At 56.5% G+C, this 20067-nt stretch carries 16 protein-coding genes; 9 read left to right on the plus strand and 7 right to left on the minus strand.

The genetic code is table 11. The features are described from left to right. Positions 1-94 precede the first annotated feature (94 nt). Genes aceE through lpdA form a run of 3 tightly spaced genes read left to right on the plus strand, consistent with a single transcriptional unit; the run spans position 95 to position 5792 of the window. Complete coding sequence (gene aceE, locus OS190_RS11740) at positions 95-2752, plus strand: pyruvate dehydrogenase (acetyl-transferring), homodimeric type (protein ID WP_267158899.1); 2658 nt, start codon at positions 95-97, stop codon at positions 2750-2752. A 23-nt stretch (positions 2753-2775) separates the two neighbouring features. Then, on the plus strand, positions 2776-4032 hold the full coding sequence (gene aceF, locus OS190_RS11745) for a dihydrolipoyllysine-residue acetyltransferase (protein WP_267158900.1): 1257 nt from the start codon (positions 2776-2778) through the stop codon (positions 4030-4032). 14 nt (positions 4033-4046) lie between these two features. Further along, a complete protein-coding gene (gene lpdA, locus OS190_RS11750; protein ID WP_267158901.1) occupies positions 4047-5792 on the plus strand; it encodes a dihydrolipoyl dehydrogenase in 1746 nt (581 codons plus the stop codon). A gap of 145 nt (positions 5793-5937) precedes the next feature. Here lpdA and bhcD read toward each other — a convergent pair whose 3' ends face one another. The 4 genes from bhcD to bhcA form a co-directional block, all read right to left on the minus strand. Next, complete coding sequence (bhcD, locus tag OS190_RS11755) at positions 5938-6903, minus strand: iminosuccinate reductase BhcD (RefSeq protein ID WP_267158902.1); 966 nt, start codon at positions 6901-6903, stop codon at positions 5938-5940. A 92-nt stretch (positions 6904-6995) separates the two neighbouring features. Then, the gene (gene bhcC, locus OS190_RS11760; RefSeq protein ID WP_267158903.1) at positions 6996-8159 is read right to left on the minus strand and encodes a 3-hydroxy-D-aspartate aldolase BhcC; all 1164 of its coding nucleotides are present in this window, start codon (positions 8157-8159) and stop codon (positions 6996-6998) included. A gap of 15 nt (positions 8160-8174) precedes the next feature. After that, on the minus strand, positions 8175-9140 hold the full coding sequence (locus OS190_RS11765) for a pyridoxal-phosphate dependent enzyme (RefSeq protein ID WP_267159125.1): 966 nt from the start codon (positions 9138-9140) through the stop codon (positions 8175-8177). Between the two features lie 14 nt (positions 9141-9154). Beyond that, entirely contained in the window at positions 9155-10342 is a 1188-nt protein-coding gene (gene bhcA, locus OS190_RS11770; protein WP_267158904.1) for an L-aspartate--glyoxylate aminotransferase BhcA, read from the minus strand. Between the two features lie 167 nt (positions 10343-10509). Between bhcA and bhcR the strand changes: the two genes are divergently transcribed. Then, positions 10510-11352 carry an HTH-type transcriptional regulator BhcR gene (bhcR, locus tag OS190_RS11775; RefSeq protein ID WP_267158905.1) on the plus strand — a complete coding sequence of 281 codons (843 nt, stop codon included), beginning with the start codon at positions 10510-10512 and terminating at the stop codon, positions 11350-11352. A gap of 3 nt (positions 11353-11355) precedes the next feature. Here the strand turns inward: bhcR and OS190_RS11780 are convergent, their stop codons facing one another. Next, the gene (locus OS190_RS11780; RefSeq protein WP_267158906.1) at positions 11356-12189 is read right to left on the minus strand and encodes a bifunctional allantoicase/(S)-ureidoglycine aminohydrolase; all 834 of its coding nucleotides are present in this window, start codon (positions 12187-12189) and stop codon (positions 11356-11358) included. 267 nt (positions 12190-12456) lie between these two features. Here OS190_RS11780 and OS190_RS11785 point away from each other — a divergent pair, with 267 nt between their 5' ends. Beyond that, positions 12457-12672, plus strand: a complete 216-nt coding sequence (locus tag OS190_RS11785) for a WGR domain-containing protein (protein ID WP_267158907.1) — start codon at positions 12457-12459, stop codon at positions 12670-12672. Positions 12673-12730: 58 nt separating this feature from the next. Here OS190_RS11785 and hutC read toward each other — a convergent pair whose 3' ends face one another. Then, the gene (gene hutC / locus OS190_RS11790; RefSeq protein WP_267158908.1) at positions 12731-13432 is read right to left on the minus strand and encodes a histidine utilization transcriptional repressor HutC; all 702 of its coding nucleotides are present in this window, start codon (positions 13430-13432) and stop codon (positions 12731-12733) included. After that, entirely contained in the window at positions 13429-14793 is a 1365-nt protein-coding gene (locus tag OS190_RS11795; RefSeq protein ID WP_267158909.1) for a formimidoylglutamate deiminase, read from the minus strand. Before OS190_RS11795 ends, hutC begins: the two co-directional genes overlap by 4 nt. Positions 14794-14871: 78 nt before the next feature. On the opposite strand from OS190_RS11795, the gene hutI reads away from it, so the two are divergent. Genes hutI through hutU form a run of 4 tightly spaced genes read left to right on the plus strand, consistent with a single transcriptional unit; the run spans position 14872 to position 20067 of the window. Then, positions 14872-16065, plus strand: a complete 1194-nt coding sequence (gene hutI / locus OS190_RS11800; protein ID WP_267158910.1) for an imidazolonepropionase — start codon at positions 14872-14874, stop codon at positions 16063-16065. Continuing rightward, positions 16062-17603: a histidine ammonia-lyase gene (gene hutH, locus OS190_RS11805; RefSeq protein ID WP_267158911.1), complete on the plus strand. Its 1542-nt coding sequence runs from the start codon at positions 16062-16064 to the stop codon at positions 17601-17603. The genes hutI and hutH overlap by 4 nt, the downstream gene beginning before the upstream one ends. Next, the gene (gene hutG, locus OS190_RS11810; RefSeq protein ID WP_267158912.1) at positions 17600-18400 is read left to right on the plus strand and encodes an N-formylglutamate deformylase; all 801 of its coding nucleotides are present in this window, start codon (positions 17600-17602) and stop codon (positions 18398-18400) included. The genes hutH and hutG overlap by 4 nt, the downstream gene beginning before the upstream one ends. Continuing rightward, on the plus strand, positions 18397-20067 hold the full coding sequence (hutU, locus tag OS190_RS11815; protein ID WP_267158913.1) for a urocanate hydratase: 1671 nt from the start codon (positions 18397-18399) through the stop codon (positions 20065-20067). Before hutG ends, hutU begins: the two co-directional genes overlap by 4 nt.

Consider the following 20067-nt stretch of genomic DNA (forward strand, 5'->3'; position numbering starts at 1 on the left):
CCTAGGCTACCAAGCAGGCGCAATGCGGTTCTCGCCTTTACTGTCAATCTATGTCTAACGCCGCGCCACTTTCGGAAAGGTTCGAATTCCCGAAATGACCATACAAAACAGCGATATTGATCCGATCGAAAGCCAGGAATGGCAGGAAGCCATCCAGGATGTTATTGAAAAGGACGGTGCGAACCGGGCCCATTACCTGTTGGATAAAGCCGTGCAACAGGCCCGTGCAGCCGGTGCAACCCTGCCGTTTTCCGCCACGACACCTTACCAGAATACGATTCCCGCCGACGACGAGCTTGAGGTGCCGGGCGATCAGGAAATGGAATGGCGTATCCGGACGATAAACCGCTGGAATGCCATGGCGACAGTAGTGCGACGGAACAAGGAAAGCAGTGAATACGGCGGCCATATTGCCTCATTTGCCTCCTCTGCAGTGATGTATGACATTGGCCTTAACCACTTCTGGCGGTCGAAATCCGCGATCCACGGTGGCGATCTGGTGTTTTTTCAGGGTCATGTGATCCCCGGCATCTATGCGCGTTCCTTTATGGAGGGCCGCATATCGCAAGAGCAGATGGAAAATTTCCGGTCTGAAGTGAACGGCGGTGGCCTGTCGTCATATCCACACCCTTGGCTGATGCCGGATTACTGGCAATTTCCCACGGTTTCGATGGGGTTGGGTCCGTTGATGGCGATCTATCAGGCGCGATTTATGAAATACATGCACAACCGGGGTCACATCGACATGGGTGACCGCAAGGTCTGGGCTTTCCTCGGTGACGGCGAGATGGACGAGCCGGAAAGCCGGGGTGCCATCGATCTGGCGGCGCGTGAAGGTCTGGACAACCTGATCTTTGTCGTGAATTGCAACCTGCAACGTCTGGACGGGCCGGTGCGCGGTAACGGCAAGATCGTTCAGGAACTTGAGGGTGATTTCCGCGGTGCCGGTTGGAATGTGATCAAACTGCTTTGGGGAAAGGGCTGGGATGATCTGCTGGAGAATGATCATACCGGGCGGCTGAAACAGTTGATGGATGAAACCGTTGACGGAGATTACCAGACATTCAAATCCAAGGATGGCGCCTATATCCGCAAACATTTCTTTGGCAAATACCCTGAGACAGCGGCATTGGTTGCCGATTGGTCGGATGATCAAATCTGGGCTTTACGCCGGGGCGGGCATGATCCGCAAAAAGTGTATACCGCGTTCAAGAAGGCCAGTGACACCAAGGGCCAGCCAACCTGCCTGTTGATCAAGACGGTCAAAGGTTACGGCATGGGTACAGCCGGCGAAGGGCAAAACACTACACATTCGGCCAAGAAATTTGCGGACAACCAGCTACGCGAATTCCGCGACCGTTTCCAGATCCCTGTTTCGGACGAAGATTTGCCCAAGGCACCTTTCGTGTCTCTCAACAACGCACAAAAAGCTTATCTTGCTGATCGCCGCACCGCCCTTGGTGGCGAATTTCCAAAACGTGAATGGCGCAACGTGCCCAAGTTGGAAATTCCGCCATTGTCCAAGTTCGAGGCTCAGTTGAAAGGCACCGGAGATCGAGAGATTTCGACGACAATGGCCTATGTGCGTATTCTGACAACGCTGTTGCGTGACAAGCAGATTGGTAAATTCATCGTGCCGATTGTGCCGGACGAAAGCCGTACCTTCGGGATGGAGGGGTTGTTCCGATCGGCGGGTATCTACAACCCCCTGGGGCAGAATTACACGCCCGAAGATGCCGATCAGATGATGTATTACAAGGAAACCATCGACGGTCAGGTGCTTCAGGAAGGCATCAATGAAGCCGGTGCAATGGCGGACTGGATCGCGGCTGCGACTTCCTATTCAAACCATGGCGTTCCGATGATCCCTTTCTACATCTACTATTCAATGTTCGGGCATCAACGTGTCGGTGACCTTGCCTGGGCGGCGGGTGACAGCCGTGCGCGCGGGTTCCTGTTGGGGGCGACAGCGGGACGCACAACGTTGAACGGAGAGGGCTTGCAGCACGAGGATGGCCACAGTCACATCCTTGCCGGTACGATCCCGAACTGCGTGACCTATGATCCGACCTTCAGTTATGAACTGGCGGTGATCATGCACAACGGATTGCAGCGCATGTTTGTCGATCAGGAAGACATCACGTTCTACCTGACGCTTATGAATGAAAACTATCAGCATCCCGATATGCCGATGGGAGCTGAAGAGGGCATCATACAAGGGCTGTACCGTTTGAGTGAGACCAAGAAACCGGGCAAGAAGCATGTCAACCTGATGGGGTCGGGCACGATTCTTGTCCAGGCCATCGAGGCGGCCAGAATGTTGAAGGAAGACTTCGGTGTTACCTCTGACATCTGGTCGGCCACCAGTTTCAACGAATTGGCTCGTGGTGGTCAGGATGCCGCAAGGCATAACCGACTGAACCCGCTGGACGAAAAGCAAGTCCCTTATGTGACCAAGGTACTGAGCAAGGCCAAGGGTCCGATCATCGCTGCGACCGATTACATGAAGAACTATGCCGAGCAGATCCGCGCCTTTGTGCCGAATGCCTACTGCGTTCTAGGCACCGACGGTTTTGGCCGTTCCGACAGTCGAGTAAACCTGCGCCGGTTTTTTGAGGTCGATGCAAACCACATTGCAGCCGCTGCCATGAGCGAACTGTTCGCCGCAGGCGCGATCACCAAAGCCGAAATGAAATCCGCGCTTACCAAGTACGACATTGACGGCGACAAGCCGAACCCACGGCTTGTTTGAGCAGCCGGAAAAGGAGAATTATCATGACAATTGAAGTCACAGTTCCAGACATCGGCGATTTTGATCAGGTGCCTGTTGTCGGCATTCTGGTCAGCATTGGCGACTCTGTTGCAGTCGAAGACCCACTGATAGAATTGGAATCCGACAAGGCGACGATGGAAGTGCCATCCCCGGCTGCGGGTGTGGTGAAAGAGATCAAGGTTGTTGAGGGGGACAAGGTGTCTCGCGGTTCGCTGATCGTTGTTCTGGAAGGCGCTGAAGCCGCTGATGCGCCTGCCGCGGCCCCGGCAACAGCGCCTGCACCAGCGCCGGCATCCGCGCCAACCGCCCCTGTATCGGCCACGTCGACGCCTGTCACTGACGCGGGATTTGGGAAGGCACATGCCTCGCCTTCCATCCGCGCTTTTGCCCGGACATTGGACATCGACATCACAAAAGTAAACGGTACAGGCCGCAAGGGGCGTATCCTGCGCGAGGATGTTACGAAGTACCTCAAATCCACGACTTCTGCCACGGCTGCGGGGGGCGGTGCATCCGGCGGCATAGGCATCCCTCCGATCCCCGCGGTGGATTTCTCCAAGTTCGGCCCCGTTGAAGACGTGGAAATGCCACGCATCAAAAAGCTGTCCGGACCTGCGCTGCACCGGTCGTGGCTTAACATTCCGCATGTCACACATAATGAAGAGGCCGACATCACCGATCTCGACAAATACCGCAAGGAACTGGACACGCAGGCGAAAACCGAAGGCTATCGTGTGACCCTCTTGTCCTTTGTCATCAAAGCTTCAGTCTCGGCCCTCAAGCAGCACTGGGAAGTGAATTCTTCCGTGCATCCCGATGGTGATAAGCTGATCAAGAAAGACTTTTACAACATCGGTTTTGCCGCCGACACGCCAAACGGTTTGATGGTGCCTGTGATCAAGGATGCGGATCGCAAAGGGTTGGTGGAAATCTCCAAGGAATTGGGTGATCTTTCGGCCAAGGCCCGCGAGGGTGCGTTGAAAAGTGGTGACATGCAGGGCGCGACCTTCACGATTTCCTCGCTCGGCGGCATTGGCGGTACGTCCTTTACTCCGATCGTGAATGCGCCAGAGGTTGCGATCCTTGGGCTGACCCGTTCGAAAATGGCACCGGTCTGGGACGGCGAGGCCTTCCAGCCGCGCAACATGCAGCCTTTGTCATTGTCTTATGATCACCGCGCCATCGACGGGGCCTTGGCCGCACGGTTCTGCTCGACGCTGAAACACCTGCTTGGCGATGTGCGCCGGCTGATGTTGTAAGGGGGGGGGCGATCATGGAAATCAAAGTACCTGATATTGGCGATTTTGACGAAGTTCCGGTAGTCGGCATTCTGGTCAGCGTGGGTGACAGGGTCGCCGTCGAAGATCCGCTGGTCGAGCTGGAAAGCGACAAGGCCACAATGGAAGTGCCATCCCCGGCTGCGGGTGTGGTGAAAGAGATCAAAGTGAGGATAGACGACAAAGTTTCTGAAGGTTCCGTGATCATCGTGCTGGACGGGGCAGAGGCGGCGGAAGCGCCGGCGGCGTCAACACCTGCGCCGGCTGCGGCACCGGCTGTTGCACCTGCGGCGGCAGCGGCCACAGGTACCGCAACCGGTCCCGGCGACGTCCACGCCGAAGTGGTTGTCCTGGGCTCTGGCCCCGGTGGGTATACCGCTGCTTTCCGTGCCGCCGATCTGGGCAAGAATGTCGTATTGATCGAGAAAAACCCAACCTTGGGGGGTGTCTGCCTGAATGTGGGATGCATCCCGTCAAAGGCGCTGTTGCATGTGGCCAAGGTGCTGACCGAAGCCGAAGACATGGCCGTGCATGGCGTGAAGTTCGCCAAACCCAAGATTGATCTGGACGCGCTCAGGGGGTGGAAAGATTCCGTTGTTGGGCAACTCACCGGGGGGCTGACCGGTCTTGCCAAGGGGCGCAAGGTCACCACCCTGCGCGGAACCGGCACCTTTACCGGCCCCAACATGATCGAAGTGACCGGCGAGGACGGCACCAAGACCGTCAGCTTTGATCAATGCATCATCGCGGCGGGGTCGGAACCGGTTGAATTGCCTTTCATCCCGCATGACGATCCGCGTGTTTTGGACAGCACAGGCGCGCTGGAACTGGCTGATGTGCCAAAGCGCATGCTGATCCTTGGCGGTGGTATCATCGGTCTGGAAATGGCCTGTGTGTATGATGCTCTGGGGGCCAAGATCACCGTGGTCGAATTCATGGACCAGTTGATGCCGGGCGCGGACAAGGACATGGTCAAGCCGCTGCACACGCGCATCGCCAAACGCTATGAAAACATCATGCTCAAGACCAAAGTGACGGCCATGGAAGCTGACAAGAAAGGGCTGAAGGTCACCTTTGAAAACGATAAAGGTGAGGTCACAACAGATACCTTTGACAAGGTGCTGGTATCGGTCGGACGCCGCCCTAATGGCAAATTGATCAACGCGGAAGCGGCGGGCGTGGCGGTGGATGAACGTGGTTTTATCGCCGTGGACAACCAGCAGCGCACCGGTGTGCCGCATATCTTTGCCATAGGTGATGTGGTCGGCCAGCCGATGCTGGCGCACAAAGCCGTGCACGAAGGCAAGGTCGCGGCCGAAGTTGCAGCAGGCGAAAAACGCGCCTTCGACGCGCTGGTGATTCCGTCGGTGGCCTATACCGATCCCGAAGTCGCATGGGTCGGCATCACCGAAACCGAAGCCAAGGCCAAGGGCCTCAAGGTGGGCAAAGGCGTCTTCCCCTGGGCCGCCTCTGGTCGCGCCCTGTCAAATGCACGTTCGGAAGGCATGACAAAAGTACTGTTCGACCCTGCTGATGATCGTGTTGTCGGTGCCGCCATCGTCGGCACGAACGCAGGTGATCTGATTGCAGAAGTTGCCCTGGCGATTGAAATGGGATGCGATGCTACCGATCTGGGCCATACGATCCATCCACATCCGACATTGTCCGAGACAGTGAACTTTGCCGCAGAGATGTTCGAAGGCACGATCACCGACCTGATGCCGCCCAAGAAACGGCATTGATCAATAGACGGCGACAGATCGATCAGAATCAAGTGGAAACAGGAAAGCGCGCGGTTTTCGACCTCGTGCGTTCCTGGTTTCGACATTGTGCGTTATTCCCGCAGGGCCAGTCGGGCAAACCACCAGGCGGTCTGCAAGGCTGACATCAAAAATCGACGTGGATCGCGAGACCCTTTTCAACCGCGCGTTTCACAACTGCTGCTGCCACAGCGAGGTCTTGCAGACCAACCCCGGTGCCGTCAAACAGGGTGATTTCCGTATCGCATGTGCGGCCCTTGTGAGTGCCGTTTATGACCGCGCCGATCTGGTGAATATCGGCTTTGCGGATCAGGCCGGCGGCGACTGCATGCTGCGCTTCGCCGATGCTGATTGATTGGGCTACCTCATCGGCGAACACAGTTGATTTGGCTAGAAGACCGGCCTCGACCTCCTGTTTGCCCTTGGTGTCGGTGCCCATACAGGCGATATGGGTGCCGGGACTGATATGTTTGGCCATGATAGAGGGGTTGAAGGTCGATGTAATCGAGATCACAACATCCGCCTCGATCATGCCGTCGAGGTCGACCGCTTCAAAGGGCAGGCCAGCCTCTTGCGCGACTTTTTCAATGTTGGGCAACATTTCCGGGTGGTAATTCCAGCCGATGACTTTCTCGAAATTCCGCTGTTCAAGCGCCGCGCGCAACTGAAAGGTTGCCTGATGCCCCGCACCGATCATGCCCATTACCTTGGCGTCCTCGCGGGCAAGATGCCTGATGGAGACAGAGGAGGCCGCCGCCGTGCGCAGCGCGGTCAGAAGGTTTCCCCCGACCATCGCGCTGACCTTGCCGGTGTCCGGATCAAACAGAAAAATCGAAGATTGATGATTGATCACCCCGTGTTTTTCAAGGTTGTTTGGCCAATATCCACCGGCCTTGAGGCCCAGTGTCATACCTGCCCGGTCAAAGCCGCCCTTGAAACCGTAGAGCGCGTCCTCGTGGCCAATAGCCTCGCGAATGACCGGGAAGTTATAGGCATCGTCGGATGCCATTGCGGCAAATACGCTTTCGACCGCGTCAAAGGCCGCATCGCGGGTCATCAGATTGGCGATTTCACGTTCAGGGACAATTATCATAGGGCTATCCTTGGTAAGTTGTGGCACCACGCTGGGATTGCGGATCGAAGGAGCGGCGCTTGGGAAACGTGGTAAACGGTTACGCCACGGGTTTAGTAGGCCTTGCCACGTGCGGATACAGGCCAGACGGTTTCGACCTTGCCGCCGCGCAGGCCGACATACCAGTCGTGCACATTGCAAGTCGGATCACAATGACCTGGCACCAGACGCAATTTGTCGTTCACCTTGAGCACGCCGTCAGGGTCGGCCACGACGCCGTGTTCATCCGAACACTTTAGGTAGGTGACATCATTGCGGCCATGGACAACGGGCAATCCGCTATCGACGGACTGAGCTTTGAGGCCGGCATCCACGACGGCCATATCCGCCTTGGCATGACTCATTACAGTAGTGAGAATAAACAAGGCGTTCTCCCATTCACCTGCGTCAATGCGATCGCCTTTTTCGTCGAGGATACGCCCATAATCCGCGTCCATGAAGGCATAGGACCCGCATTGCAATTCGTTATAAACCCCTGACGCGCTTTCGAAATAATAAGAGCCTGTGCCGCCGCCACCAACAATATCACAGGTCAGCCCGTTGCTGTTTAGCCCGTTCACTGCATCGGTCACCTGGGCGATTGCAATGTCGAGCTTTTCCTTGCGGTCAGCATATAGATCGAGATGCTGCATCGCGCCCTGATAGGCCTGAATGCCGGCGAACTTCAGCCCCGGGGCAGCGTCGATCAGCTTGGCAATGTTCACGACATCCTGGGTGGTATTCACCCCGCAGCGGCCTGCGCCGCAATCAATTTCCACCAGCGCTTCGATTTCTGTACCGGCGGCAACTGCGGCGTTGGACAAGGCTTTCACGTTTTCTGGATCGTCTACACAGACCAGAACCCGGCAGCCATATTTTGGCATTTCTGCCAGACGTTTGATCTTGGCAGGCTCCGTCACTTGATTGGACACCATCACATCCTGGATGCCGCCTCGGGCAAAGACTTCCGCCTCGGAAACTTTCTGGCAGCAGACACCGACCGCCGCGCCCAGGTCTTGCTGCAGCTTCAGCACATCGACAGATTTATGCATCTTGCCATGTGCCCGGTGGCGCATCCCGTGGGTCCTGGCATAATCGCCCATCTTCTTGACGTTTCGTTCCAACGCGTCGAGGTCAAGGATCAGGCAGGGAGTCTGAATTTCGGATTCATCCATGCCGGGTTTGGCAGGAATGTCGAATCCAACTTCAAAATCCTCGAAATTTACATGAGTTTTCATATGTTTGACTTCCCTCTACGTTAGCCATGGCAATTGGCCTAGATCGACATTGCCGCCGGTAATGATGATGCCGACCCGCTTGCCGGCGAATTTTTCTTGGTTCTTTAGAATGGTGGCGAGTGGCACGGATGAACTGGCCTCCATCACAACGCGCAGATGTTTCCATGTGAGTTTCATCGCCTCGATGATCTCTTGCTCAGAAGCTGTCAGTATATCCGTGACATGATTGGATACAAAGTGCCACGTCAGATCCTTGAGCGGCACCAACAAGCCGTCGGCGATTGTCTTGGGCGCATCTTCGGCGATGATGTAGCCGGCCTTGAAACTGCGCATCGCGTCGTCTGCTTGTTCCGGTTCAGCGGCGATGATCCGTGTTTCGGGGGCAAGCATGGCCAGGGTCAGGCAGATACCTGAGACCATACCGCCGCCCCCGATTGGGGCCATGGCGAAATCAAGTCCTCCACCGTAATCGTTGTGCATCTGTTCGACAAATTCAAGTGCACAGGTCCCCTGCCCGGCGATCACGCGCGGATCGTTGTAGGGGTGGACGAAATCACCACCGGTTGCAGCCTGCACGCGCGCAAAAGTTGCTTCGCGCGAAGATGTTGATGGCTCACATTCCGTGATGACGCCCCCATAACGGCGCACCATGTCTTTCTTGGCCTGCGGCGCGGTGCGGGGCATCACCACATTACACGGAATTCCCCGACGATTGGCTGCGTAACTCAGACAGGAGGCATGGTTACCCGATGAATGTGTTGCCACACCCGATTTGGCCTGTTCGTCGCTTAACCCGAACACCGCGTTGGAGCCGCCGCGTACCTTGAAAGCACCTGGCGTCTGAAAGTTTTCACATTTGAAAAACAACTGCGCGCCGGTCAATTCGTTCAGGTAGGGCGAGGTAAGCACAGGCGTGCGGATGATATGAGGCGCAATGCGCTCATACGCATCCAACACATCTTGGTAGACTGGGATCTTCATCATTCAATCCTTCCCTAAGAACGGGCCAGTCTGGGTGCCGGGTGACTGCGGTAATATTCCTGCGCGGCGGCAACACCGGAGCCCAATTTCACATTCAGACCCAGATCAACCATGCACATCTCTGCTGTTGCCAAACCGCTGAGCATCATCACCTCTGAAAGGCTGCCAAGATGACCGATGCGAAAGACCTTGCCTGCGACGTCACCAAGGCCCACACCGAATGCCACAGCATATACTTCGGCTGCATGGGTAACGATGTCTGTCGCATTGAAGCCCTCGGGGGTGCGGATCGCGGACACGGTGTCCGAGTAAAGTTCGGGAGATGCCGCGCAAAGTTCAAGGCCCCATGCTTTCACGGCCAGACGTACGCCAGTAGCGATGCGGGCGTGGCGGGCGATTACATTATCGATGCCCTCTTCCAGCAAAATTTCAAGCGACAGCTTGAGCCCGTTCATCAATCCAACAGGCGGGGTATAGGGGAATGCGCTTGCTTCATAGCTTCTTTGCATATCGCGGATGTCAAAGAAGGTGCGCGCCAGGTCTGCGGTTTCGGTCGCAGCGACCGCCCGGACGGAAAATCCAACAATGGCCAGCCCCGCAGGCAACATAAACCCCTTTTGGCTGCCGGTCACGGCGACATCCACACCCCAGTCGTCAAAACGGAAGTCCATCGACGCGATGGAGCTTACGCCATCAACAAACAACAGGGCAGGGTGGTTGGCAGCATCCATTGCTGCGCGTACAGCGGCAATGTCAGATCTTACACCGGTAGCTGTTTCATTATGCGTGGCCAGCACCGCTTTGATCTGGTGGTTGGTGTCAGTTTGCAGAATTCTTGCGTATTCGTCGGTTGGAATGCCCTCGCCCCAGGGGGTTTCGACGATCTGAACGTCAAGCCCGTGACGTTGGCACATGTCTATCCAGCGATGCGAGAACATGCCGTTGCGCGCCGCCAGAACCTTGTCGCCTTTGGACAGGGTGTTGGTAAGGGCAGTTTCCCAGCCGCCTGTTCCGGTGGATGGAAAGAAAAAGATGCTGGCATCCCTGGAACCCAGAACCTGGCGCACTCCGTCAAGGCAAGGGTGCAGGATCTTGCCGAACAGCGGTGAGCGATGATCAATGGTCGGCATGTCACATGCCTTGCGAAGTGCTTCTGGCATGTTGGTCGGTCCGGGGATGAATGTAGGGTTCTGGAAGCTCATCTTGATCTCCTGGAAGAGTGTTGCGCCATCTTAATGGCTCCCCGCTACACATGATATTTTTTTGAAAACATTTTTCATTTAACTTTGTTTTCAATAAATGCTTTGTTGTCAGACGGTTGTATTTTTCATAGTCTGAATGTGAATTTCAACATAGAAACGTGTGGCACATGACCTCCTCATTTGATCCGGCCCGAACCGCCCGAAAGCCGCGTGGGCGTCCGCGTGACTGGAATAACAAGACAGCCCAGAATACCATCAAATCTCTGGATCGGGCGATGGCGGTTTTCGATTTCCTGAGCGAAGGGCAGGGAAAGGCATTGTCGACCTTGGCCGCTGATCTGGACCAGTCGCCAGCGACGATCTACCGTATTTTGGTGACACTAGAAGGCAGGGGATTGGTAGAGTTCGATCAGACCGGTCAGGTCTGGCATATCGGTGCCCAGGCTTTTGTCATTGGAGCGCGGTTTCTCAAGCGCAGCCCATTGGTGGAGCGTGCCCGGCCGGTTATGCGGCATTTGATGGAGATGACAGGCGAGACTGCGAATCTGGGCATTGAACAGAACGGTCAGGTCCTTTTTGTCAGCCAGGTTGAGACACAGGCCGTCATACGTGCATTTTTCCCGCCTGGGACGTTGTCGTGCATGCACGCTTCGGGAATTGGCAAGGCACTCATGGCCCATTTGAGTGACGCGCGGATTGACAGACTGCTGTCAGCGGTTCCGTTGGAGCGTTTCACAGAGTTCACCCTGACAGACCGCGCTGCCCTTTTGTCGGACCTGCGTGAAACCCGCCGTAGGGGGTTTGCCATAGACGGGGAAGAACGCAATCTGGGCATGCGTTGTATCGCGGCACCGGTTTTCGACATTCACGGTGAGGCAGTGGCAGGTATTTCGGTTTCGGGGCCGACTTCGCGTTTGGGAACAGAACAGATAGCGCCGTTGAGCGAAGCAGTGGTCGCCGCCGGTCATGCGCTGTCAGTTGCAATTGGTGGCACTGGCCGCGGTGCCTGACGGCTACAGGTGACCTCTGGGATGCAGCGCCATCTGTCGGTTCACATCTTTGTAGAGAAGATAACGGAAACGCCCCGGACCACCTGCATAACAGGCCTGCGGACAAAATGCGCGTAGCCACATGTAATCACCCGCTTCAACTTCGACCCAATCGGTATTCAGACGGTATGCGGCCTTTCCCTCCAACACATATAACCCATGTTCCATGACGTGGGTTTCCAGAAACGGGATGACCGCACCTGGTTCGAAGGTGACGATGGTGACGTGCATGTCATGGCGCATGTCAGCGGGATCGACGAAACGAGTGGTCGCCCATTTGCCGTCGGTGTCCGGCATTACTGTTGGTGCGATGTTCTGCTCGTTGGTGACGATCACCTCGGGATAGGCAAGCCCCTCGACAGCCTCATAGGCCTTTCTGATCCAATGAAACCGCAGCGTGTCCTTGGTGTTGTTGCGCAGGGTCCAACCGGAATTGGGTGGTAGAAAAGCATATCCACCGGGTGTCATTTCATGGGTCGTGCCTGCCACAACCAGTGTTGCGGTGCCTTCGACAACAAACAACACCCCTTCGGCATTTGGGTCAGTCTCGGCGCGGTCCGATCCACCGCCGGGACCGACCTCCATGATGTATTGTGAAAAGGTTTCGGCAAAACCGCTCAGAGGGCGGGCAATCACCCAAAGCCGGGTTTTATCCCAGAACGGCAGGTAGGAGGTCACAATATCGCGCATCGTTCCTTTGGGAATGACTGCATAGGCATCGGTAAAAACAGCTCGGTCCGTCAGCAATTGATCCTGACCGGGATGACCGCCCCTGGGTGCGTAATAGCTGACAGACATAGCGTTCCTCGCTTGGTAAACTCTTTATTGGATATTAGGTGATGGGAACGGGAAAGCCATGGCATTCAATTTAGCAGAAGTCTTTTGGTTTTTTTGATAATCGCAGAGACCATTAAAGGAATGGACAGGAATTTAACGGCGGCGCGGATGCCGCCGCGTGATTTTGAACAGCACGTTCTTGGCATCGGAACGATAAATTTCTAAAGACATCCCTATGAGGGTTTGTTACCTCTCATCGGACGATTAGACTTTTGCCAAGTAAACCCTATGTATTTGACTCTGAATGACAAAAAAACCGATCTTGAACGGTTTTACCGGATAGAAATTCTGCGTGGTCTGTTTGATGAATGGGCTTTGGTGCGCGAATGGGGTTGCATTGGCAGCAAGGCCCAGTGCCGCACAGACTGGTTCACGACCGAGGCTGAGGCCAAAGAGGCCCGTTTTGATGTCCACATGAAGAAAGCCAAGCTGGGTTACGAATGACCTCGGTAAATGCCTGCGCCATGTGGATTTATCGCACTGTCAAAACCCGTGGAGAGCTCTATAAATTGGTGCGAAGCTGATGGCCGGGCCTAAATAGCAGGCGTACCTTGGTCACCGAACGCGCACCATCCCAAGTCATTCGATCAATCGCAAAGAGCGCGCTTCCTTCCGCACATTTCAGAACAGCTGCCTCATCTGCGGTTGCTTCGGTCGCCGAAAATGCGATCTCACCATGAGTATACGGGGTATGGGTAAGCAACCATTCGTTTGGGCTGAGCATGTCAAAGGCTTCGGCGCGGGCACTGGGGACGACATCCGTATTGATCCAGCGGTCTTCAAAGGCATAGGGCTTGTCATCTGCAAGATGCAGGGCGCGGATATGCAACAAGGCGCGGCTTTGCGCCGTTTGCATCACGTCGCTGATTGCCGCGGGCGGTATTGATTTTGAGCGTGTAAGACGTTGATAGCTGTAGTCCTGGCCACGCTCCCGGATCTCTGTCTTGATCAGGGCGATCTGCAGGGTTGCCTTGGCGACCGGTTGTGCGGCGACTCGTGTCCCGGCTTTACGCCGCCTGTCCAGTACACCGGCATCTGCAAGGGCGCGCAGCGCCCGGTTTACGGTGGTTCGGGCACAGCCGAATTCCAGGGCAAGGTCGGCCTCGTTCGGGATCAGATCACCCGGTTTCCAGATGCGGGCATGAATGCGGCGGCGTACCTCTTCCTGCACGCTTTGCCAGTTGCGAAACGAAGGAGCGCTCATAGTGCGTCTTGCAAGGCGTCGAGCGTGCGCAGGTAATTCGCGACGATCTCGGCACGTGCGCTATGTCTGCCATCTTTGACCATGTGACGCCCTGCGGACCAAACGTTTGTGACCAACCGGTCATCCCCTGCAAAGATCCAGGCATCCAAAGCCGTGTCTTCGGTGCGTCCCGAGAGATGTTCGGAGGTTGTATCGAGCGTCAGCATATCTCCCCAATAGCCGGTCTCGAGCCGGCCAGTCTTGCGCCCTGTGGCCTGTGCCCCGCCTTTCAAGATTGCATCAAACATACGTCGCCCCGTTGAAAATTCATAAGTTGCCAAGGCGGCACGGGTGCCGTCGCGCAGGCGTTGGGAGTACTCCAGTGTGCGCAGCTCTTCGGCAAGTGCAATGCGGATGTTGCTGTCAGATCCGATCGCCGTTGCCCCCTCTGCATCCATCCAGCGCACAGCGTCAAAAATACCATCGCCCAGGCTGCTTTCCGTGATCGGGCACAGGCCTGCCACGGCACCGGAGCGGGCAAGTTGCAAGGTTTCATGGGGCGTCATCTGTGTGCAGTGGATCAGACACCAGCGGTCACCAATGTTCATATTCTCCAGCGCCCATGTGACAGGACGGGCACCGCGATGTTTCATCACTTCCTCAACTTCGGGGATTTGTTCGGCAAGGTGCATGTGGATCGGTCCGGTTGGGAAAAGATCGCCATAGGACTTGAGGTTTTGTTCCCCAACCGCACGCAGGGAATGGGGCGCAACGCCATAGCTGCTGTCTTGGGGCAGGGGTGACAGGGCTTTGACCGCTCCTGTGTGCAGTTCGTGAAAACGGTCAAGGGTGTTTTCGAACCTGATCTGCCCCGCTGTCAGGCCGCGTCCATCACATCCACCGAATTCATAATGCACCGGCAACAGACAAATCCCGATGCCGGTTTTTTGTGCTGCCGCAGCGATCCTTTCCGACATTTCGGCAAGGTTTTCATAGGGCACGCCGCCCGGTTGGTGATGCAGATAGTGGAATTCAGTATTGGTGGCATATCCCGCTTCCAACATCTCCATCTGTACAAAGGCTGCGATCGCTTCGACATGGTCTGGGGTCAGGCGGTCAAGAAATCTGAACATCAATTGACGCCAGGTCCAGAAACTGTCGTTCGGGTTTGGGCCGCGCCGTTCGGTGAGACCTGCCATTGCCCGTTGAAAGGCATGGCTGTGCACATTGACCGGGGCGGGGAGCAAGAGACCCGCGCGCGTGCCGGCCTCGGGTGCATTGGGGCGCACACTTGCAATGCGGCCCGCGTCATCAATGTCGATACGGACCCTTGATGCCCATCCGGTGGGTAACAATGCCGTCTTCGCCCAAACAGTCTTCATGATACGCTCGCTTGACAAAATTATTATGTATGCACATAAAAGCATCAAGCGAGAACATTTGCAAGTGAGTCGACTTTGATGCTTTTAACCAATGCGCAACTCGTCACCCTGAAAACAGACAAGGATTTCGGTCTTGTCCCTGAAGGTGTGATCGCTTTGGATGGCGGGCAGATTGCCTGGGCAGGATCCGAGGCAGACCTTCCCGATAACTTCCGTGACCAGGGTCGGCACGATCTTGGTGGGCGTCTTGTCACCCCTGCATTGATAGATTGTCATACCCATGTGGTTTTCGGCGGCAACCGCGCGGCTGAATTTGAACAGCGGCTCAACGGGGCAAGCTATACCGAGGTTGCAAAGGCCGGAGGCGGGATTGTCTCAACCGTGACGGCAACGCGCAATGCGACGGAAGCTGACCTGCTCGCGGTCTCCTTGAAACGTGTGGATGCGTTGATCGCCGAGGGGGTAACACTGCTTGAGGTCAAGTCCGGCTATGGACTGGATCGCGATACCGAACTCAAGATGCTGCGTGTTGCTCGTCGGATAGCAGACATGAGACCGATTGAGGTACACACCAGTTTTCTGGGTGCCCATGCCGTGCCTGCGGAATATTCTGGCAAGCCAGATGCCTATATTGACGAGGTCTGTATTCCGACTTTGAAGGCCGCGCATGCAGAGGGTCTTGTCGACGTTGTCGACGGCTTTTGCGAAGGCATCGCCTTTGATACCGTTCAGATTGCACGGGTGTTTGACGTAGCGGTGGCGCTGGGCCTCCCCGTCAAGCTGCATGCAGAGCAATTGTCGAATATCGGAGGAACCAGATTGGCTGCCTCCTATGCTGCGCTGAGTGCGGATCACGTGGAATATGCGACGGAAGACGACGTCAAGGCGCTGGCCGAGGCTGGTACTGTCGCGGTGGTTCTGCCGGGTGCGTTTTATACGCTGCGCGAAACCCAGGCCCCGCCGATTCAGGCATTTCGCGACCATAGCGTGCCCATGGCGCTGGCCACGGATTGCAATCCTGGCTCCTCACCGCTGACCTCTCCGCTGTTGACCATGAATATGGCCTGTACGCTGTTTCGCATGACGCCGCTTGAGGCATTGCTGGGCATGACCGCTCATGCCGCTGCTGCCCTCGGCGATAAGCGCCGGGGTCGGATCGTTGCAGGTGCGCAGGCGGACTTGTGCGTCTGGGATGTCGAACATCCGGCGGAACTGGCCTACCGCATCGGGTTCAATCCACTTCATTCTCGCATTTTCAAGGGGGCGCTATGACTGTTATCCTGACACCCGGTTCGGCAACTTTGCAGGAACTTCATGACATCTGGTCTGGTGCCAAGGCGGCGCGATTGCATCCGTCATCGCATGCCGGGATCGAGGCCGCGGCGGCGATGGTTGCGAAAGCCGCCAGTGGCGAAGAGGCTGTTTACGGGATCAATACCGGGTTCGGCAAACTGGCCAGTGTCAAGATTGCAGCCAAAGATGTTGCCACACTGCAGCGAAACCTGATCCTGTCCCATTGTTGCGGTGTGGGGGAGGCATTGGACCTGTCCACCACACGGTTGATGATGGCGCTGAAGTTGCTGTCGCTTGGGCGTGGTGCATCCGGTGTTGCGATGACCACGATCGAATTGATCGAAGAGATGTTGGACAAGGGTGTTACCCCGGTCATACCCAGCCAAGGGTCGGTGGGCGCCTCTGGTGATCTCGCCCCGCTGGCACATATGGCCGCAGCAATGATTGGCGAGGGAGAGGCATTTTTTGACGGAGCCCGGTTGCCCGCGGCCAAAGCCTTGTCCCAGGCAGGGTTGGACCCGATCACATTGGGTGCGAAAGAAGGACTTGCTCTGATCAACGGCACCCAGTTTTCAACAGCATGTGCGCTGGTCGGTCTGTGGGGCGCGTGGCAAAACGCAGCGTCTGCAGTTTTGAGCTGCGCCTTGTCCACCGATGCGATCATGGGGTCAACCGCACCGTTGCAGGATGCCATTCACACATTGCGCGGACACAGGGGTCAGATCGAAGTGGCCCGAGCCCAACGTGACCTGATGGAAGGGTCCGAAATTCGCGAAAGCCATGTAGATGGTGACACCCGCGTACAGGATCCTTATTGCATTCGTTGCCAACCGCAAGTGACCGGTGCCGCGATGGACCTGCTGCATTTCGCCGGGCGCACCTTGGAGGTTGAGGCGAATGCCGTCACAGACAATCCATTGGTGCTGGTCGAGGATGGACTTATCGTCTCGGGCGGGAACTTTCATGCGGAGCCGGTTGGCTTTGCCGCAGACCAGATTGCCGTCGCAATTTCCGAAATCGGTGCCATCGCACAACGTCGCGTCGCCTTGATGGTCGATCCGACGCTGTCCTTTGATTTGCCACCCTTCCTGACGCCTGATCCGGGGTTGAATTCCGGCCTGATGATTGCAGAGGTGACCACTGCTGCATTGATGAGCGAGAACAAACATCTTGCCAACCCCTGTACCACCGATAGCACGCCAACCTCTGCCAACCAGGAAGACCATGTCAGCATGGCGGCCCATGCGGCACGACGACTGGTTCGCATGAATGCGAATCTGAATGTCATCATCGGCGTTGAGGCGATGTGTGGTGTTCAGGGAATCGAATTCCGCGCCCCGTTACAGACCAGCAAGGCATTGCAGGATGCCATGGCTGTATTGCGCAAGCAGGTCCCCGTGATTGCCGAGGACAGATATATGGCACCCTCGATCGAAGCGGCGGCGGAATTGGTGGCAACAGGTGCGCTGTCCAGCGCGGTTGAACTGCCTGACTTTGTCAAAGGATACGGCGGATGACACCGGTTACAATCAGCCAGGGCAGTGGCCCTATCGTGCTGGGTCTGCCGCATACGGGAACCTATCTTCCTGACGAGGTTGCGCAAAAACTGAATTTGAATGGCCGCAAACTCGCGGATACGGATTGGCACATCGACCAGCTTTATGAAGGGCTGCTGCCCGATACGACAACCGTTACCGCAAACTTTCACCGCTACGTGATTGATGCCAACCGCGATCCTTCGGGAAACAGCCTCTATCCGGGCCAGAATACGACGACATTGGTGCCGCTGACCGATTTTGACGGGCGGGACATTTGGGATGTCGCGCCAACGACTGCGGAAATCGGGCTGCGCTGCGAGGCATTCCATGCGGCCTATCACGCCGCCCTTGCCGAGGAACTGGATCGTGTGCGCGGTCTGCACGGTGTGGCGATCCTGTATGATTGTCACTCCATTCGCTCCAGCATTCCATTCCTGTTTGATGGTGTCTTGCCCGACTTCAATATCGGCACAAACGTCGGTGCGACCTGCGCACCCGCAATTGAATCTGCGGTGACAGAAATCTGCGCTCAGGCCGAAGGGTATACATCCACGTTGAACGGACGTTTCAAAGGGGGCTGGACAACGCGCCACTATGGCCGGCCACAGGATGGCATTCATGCAATCCAGATGGAACTGGCCCAGTCGGCTTACCTGACGACCGAAGCTGCGCCATGGACCTATGACCGGACCAAGGCAGAACCCCTGCGTGCGCAACTTGCTAAAATCCTCACCACTTTGGCCGATCTGGCCCCGACCTTAGGAGGCACCACATGACCAACCCCCGCCACAACATCCGTGACGTTTTCCCCGCCACCGGAACAGAGATCACCGCCAAAAGCTGGCTGACCGAAGCGCCGATGCGCATGTTGATGAACAACCTGCATCCCGATGTCGCCGAAAACCCGCATGAATTGGTGGTTTATGGGGGCATAGGGCGCGCCGCCCGCACCTGGGAAGATTTTGACGCGATCGTTGCCGCGTTAAAAGAGTTGGAAGAGACACAAACGCTTTTGGTACAATCAGGCAAACCAGTTGGCGTGTTCAACACCCATAAGGACGCGCCACGCGTCCTGATCGCCAACTCCAATCTCGTACCGCATTGGGCGACATGGGACCATTTCAATGAGCTCGATAAAAAGGGTCTGGCAATGTACGGTCAGATGACTGCGGGCAGCTGGATCTACATCGGCACGCAGGGTATCGTGCAAGGCACCTATGAAACCTTCATGGAAGCAGGGCGCCAACATTACAATGGCAACCTCAAGGGGCGTTGGATACTGACCGGCGGTCTGGGAGGTATGGGCGGTGCACAGCCGCTGGCTGCTGTGATGGCGGGTGCGTGTTGTCTGGCGGTGGAATGCGATGAGACCCGCGCCGATTTCCGCCTGCGCACGCGTTATGTTGATGAAAAGACATATGACCTGGATGAAGCTCTGGCAATGATCGAAGGCTGGACCGCCGCTGGAGAAGCCAAGTCAGTCGCGCTTATCGGGAATGCGGCTGATGTCTTTCCTGAGTTGGTCAAGCGAGGTGTCAAGCCTGATATGGTCACCGACCAAACCAGCGCACATGACCCCGTGCATGGCTATCTGCCGCAAGGCTGGGGCGTTGCGGAATGGCGTGAAAAACAGGAAAGCGATCCGAAAGCCGTGGAAACGGCCGCCCGTGCTTCGATGAAAGTCCAGGTGGCAGCGATGGTCGATTTCTGGAATATGGGTGTGCCGACACTGGATTACGGCAACAACATCCGCCAGGTCGCGCAAGAAGAAGGGCTGGAAAACGCCTTTGCCTTTCCCGGTTTTGTACCTGCATATATCCGGCCGCTTTTCTGCCGTGGCATCGGCCCGTTTCGTTGGTGTGCCTTGTCCGGTGATCCAGAGGACATTTACAAGACGGATGCCAAGGTCAAGGAATTGATCGACGACCCACATCTGCACAACTGGCTGGATATGGCGCGCGAGCGCATTGCCTTCCAAGGTTTGCCTGCGCGTATTTGTTGGGTGGGTCTTGGCCTGCGTCACAAATTGGGGTTGGCCTTTAACGAAATGGTGCGTAACGGCGAATTGTCCGCCCCTGTGGTGATTGGACGCGATCATCTGGACAGCGGCTCTGTCGCGTCGCCCAACCGTGAGACCGAAGCGATGAAAGACGGGTCTGACGCGGTCTCTGACTGGCCGCTTCTCAACGCGATGCTTAATGTCGCAGGTGGCGCAACCTGGGTATCCCTGCACCACGGTGGCGGCGTTGGCATGGGCTTTTCCCAGCATTCCGGCATGGTGATTTGTTGTGACGGCACCGAAGATGCGGATCGACGCATCGCGAATGTTCTGTGGAACGACCCTGCGACCGGCGTCATGCGGCACGCTGATGCAGGATATGAAGAGGCGCTGGACTGCGCGCGCGAGCAGGGTTTGAACCTGCCGGGCATCTTGGGGAGATAA

The organism is Sulfitobacter sp. F26204 (genome assembly GCF_026410305.1).
Lineage (GTDB): Bacteria > Pseudomonadota > Alphaproteobacteria > Rhodobacterales > Rhodobacteraceae > Sulfitobacter.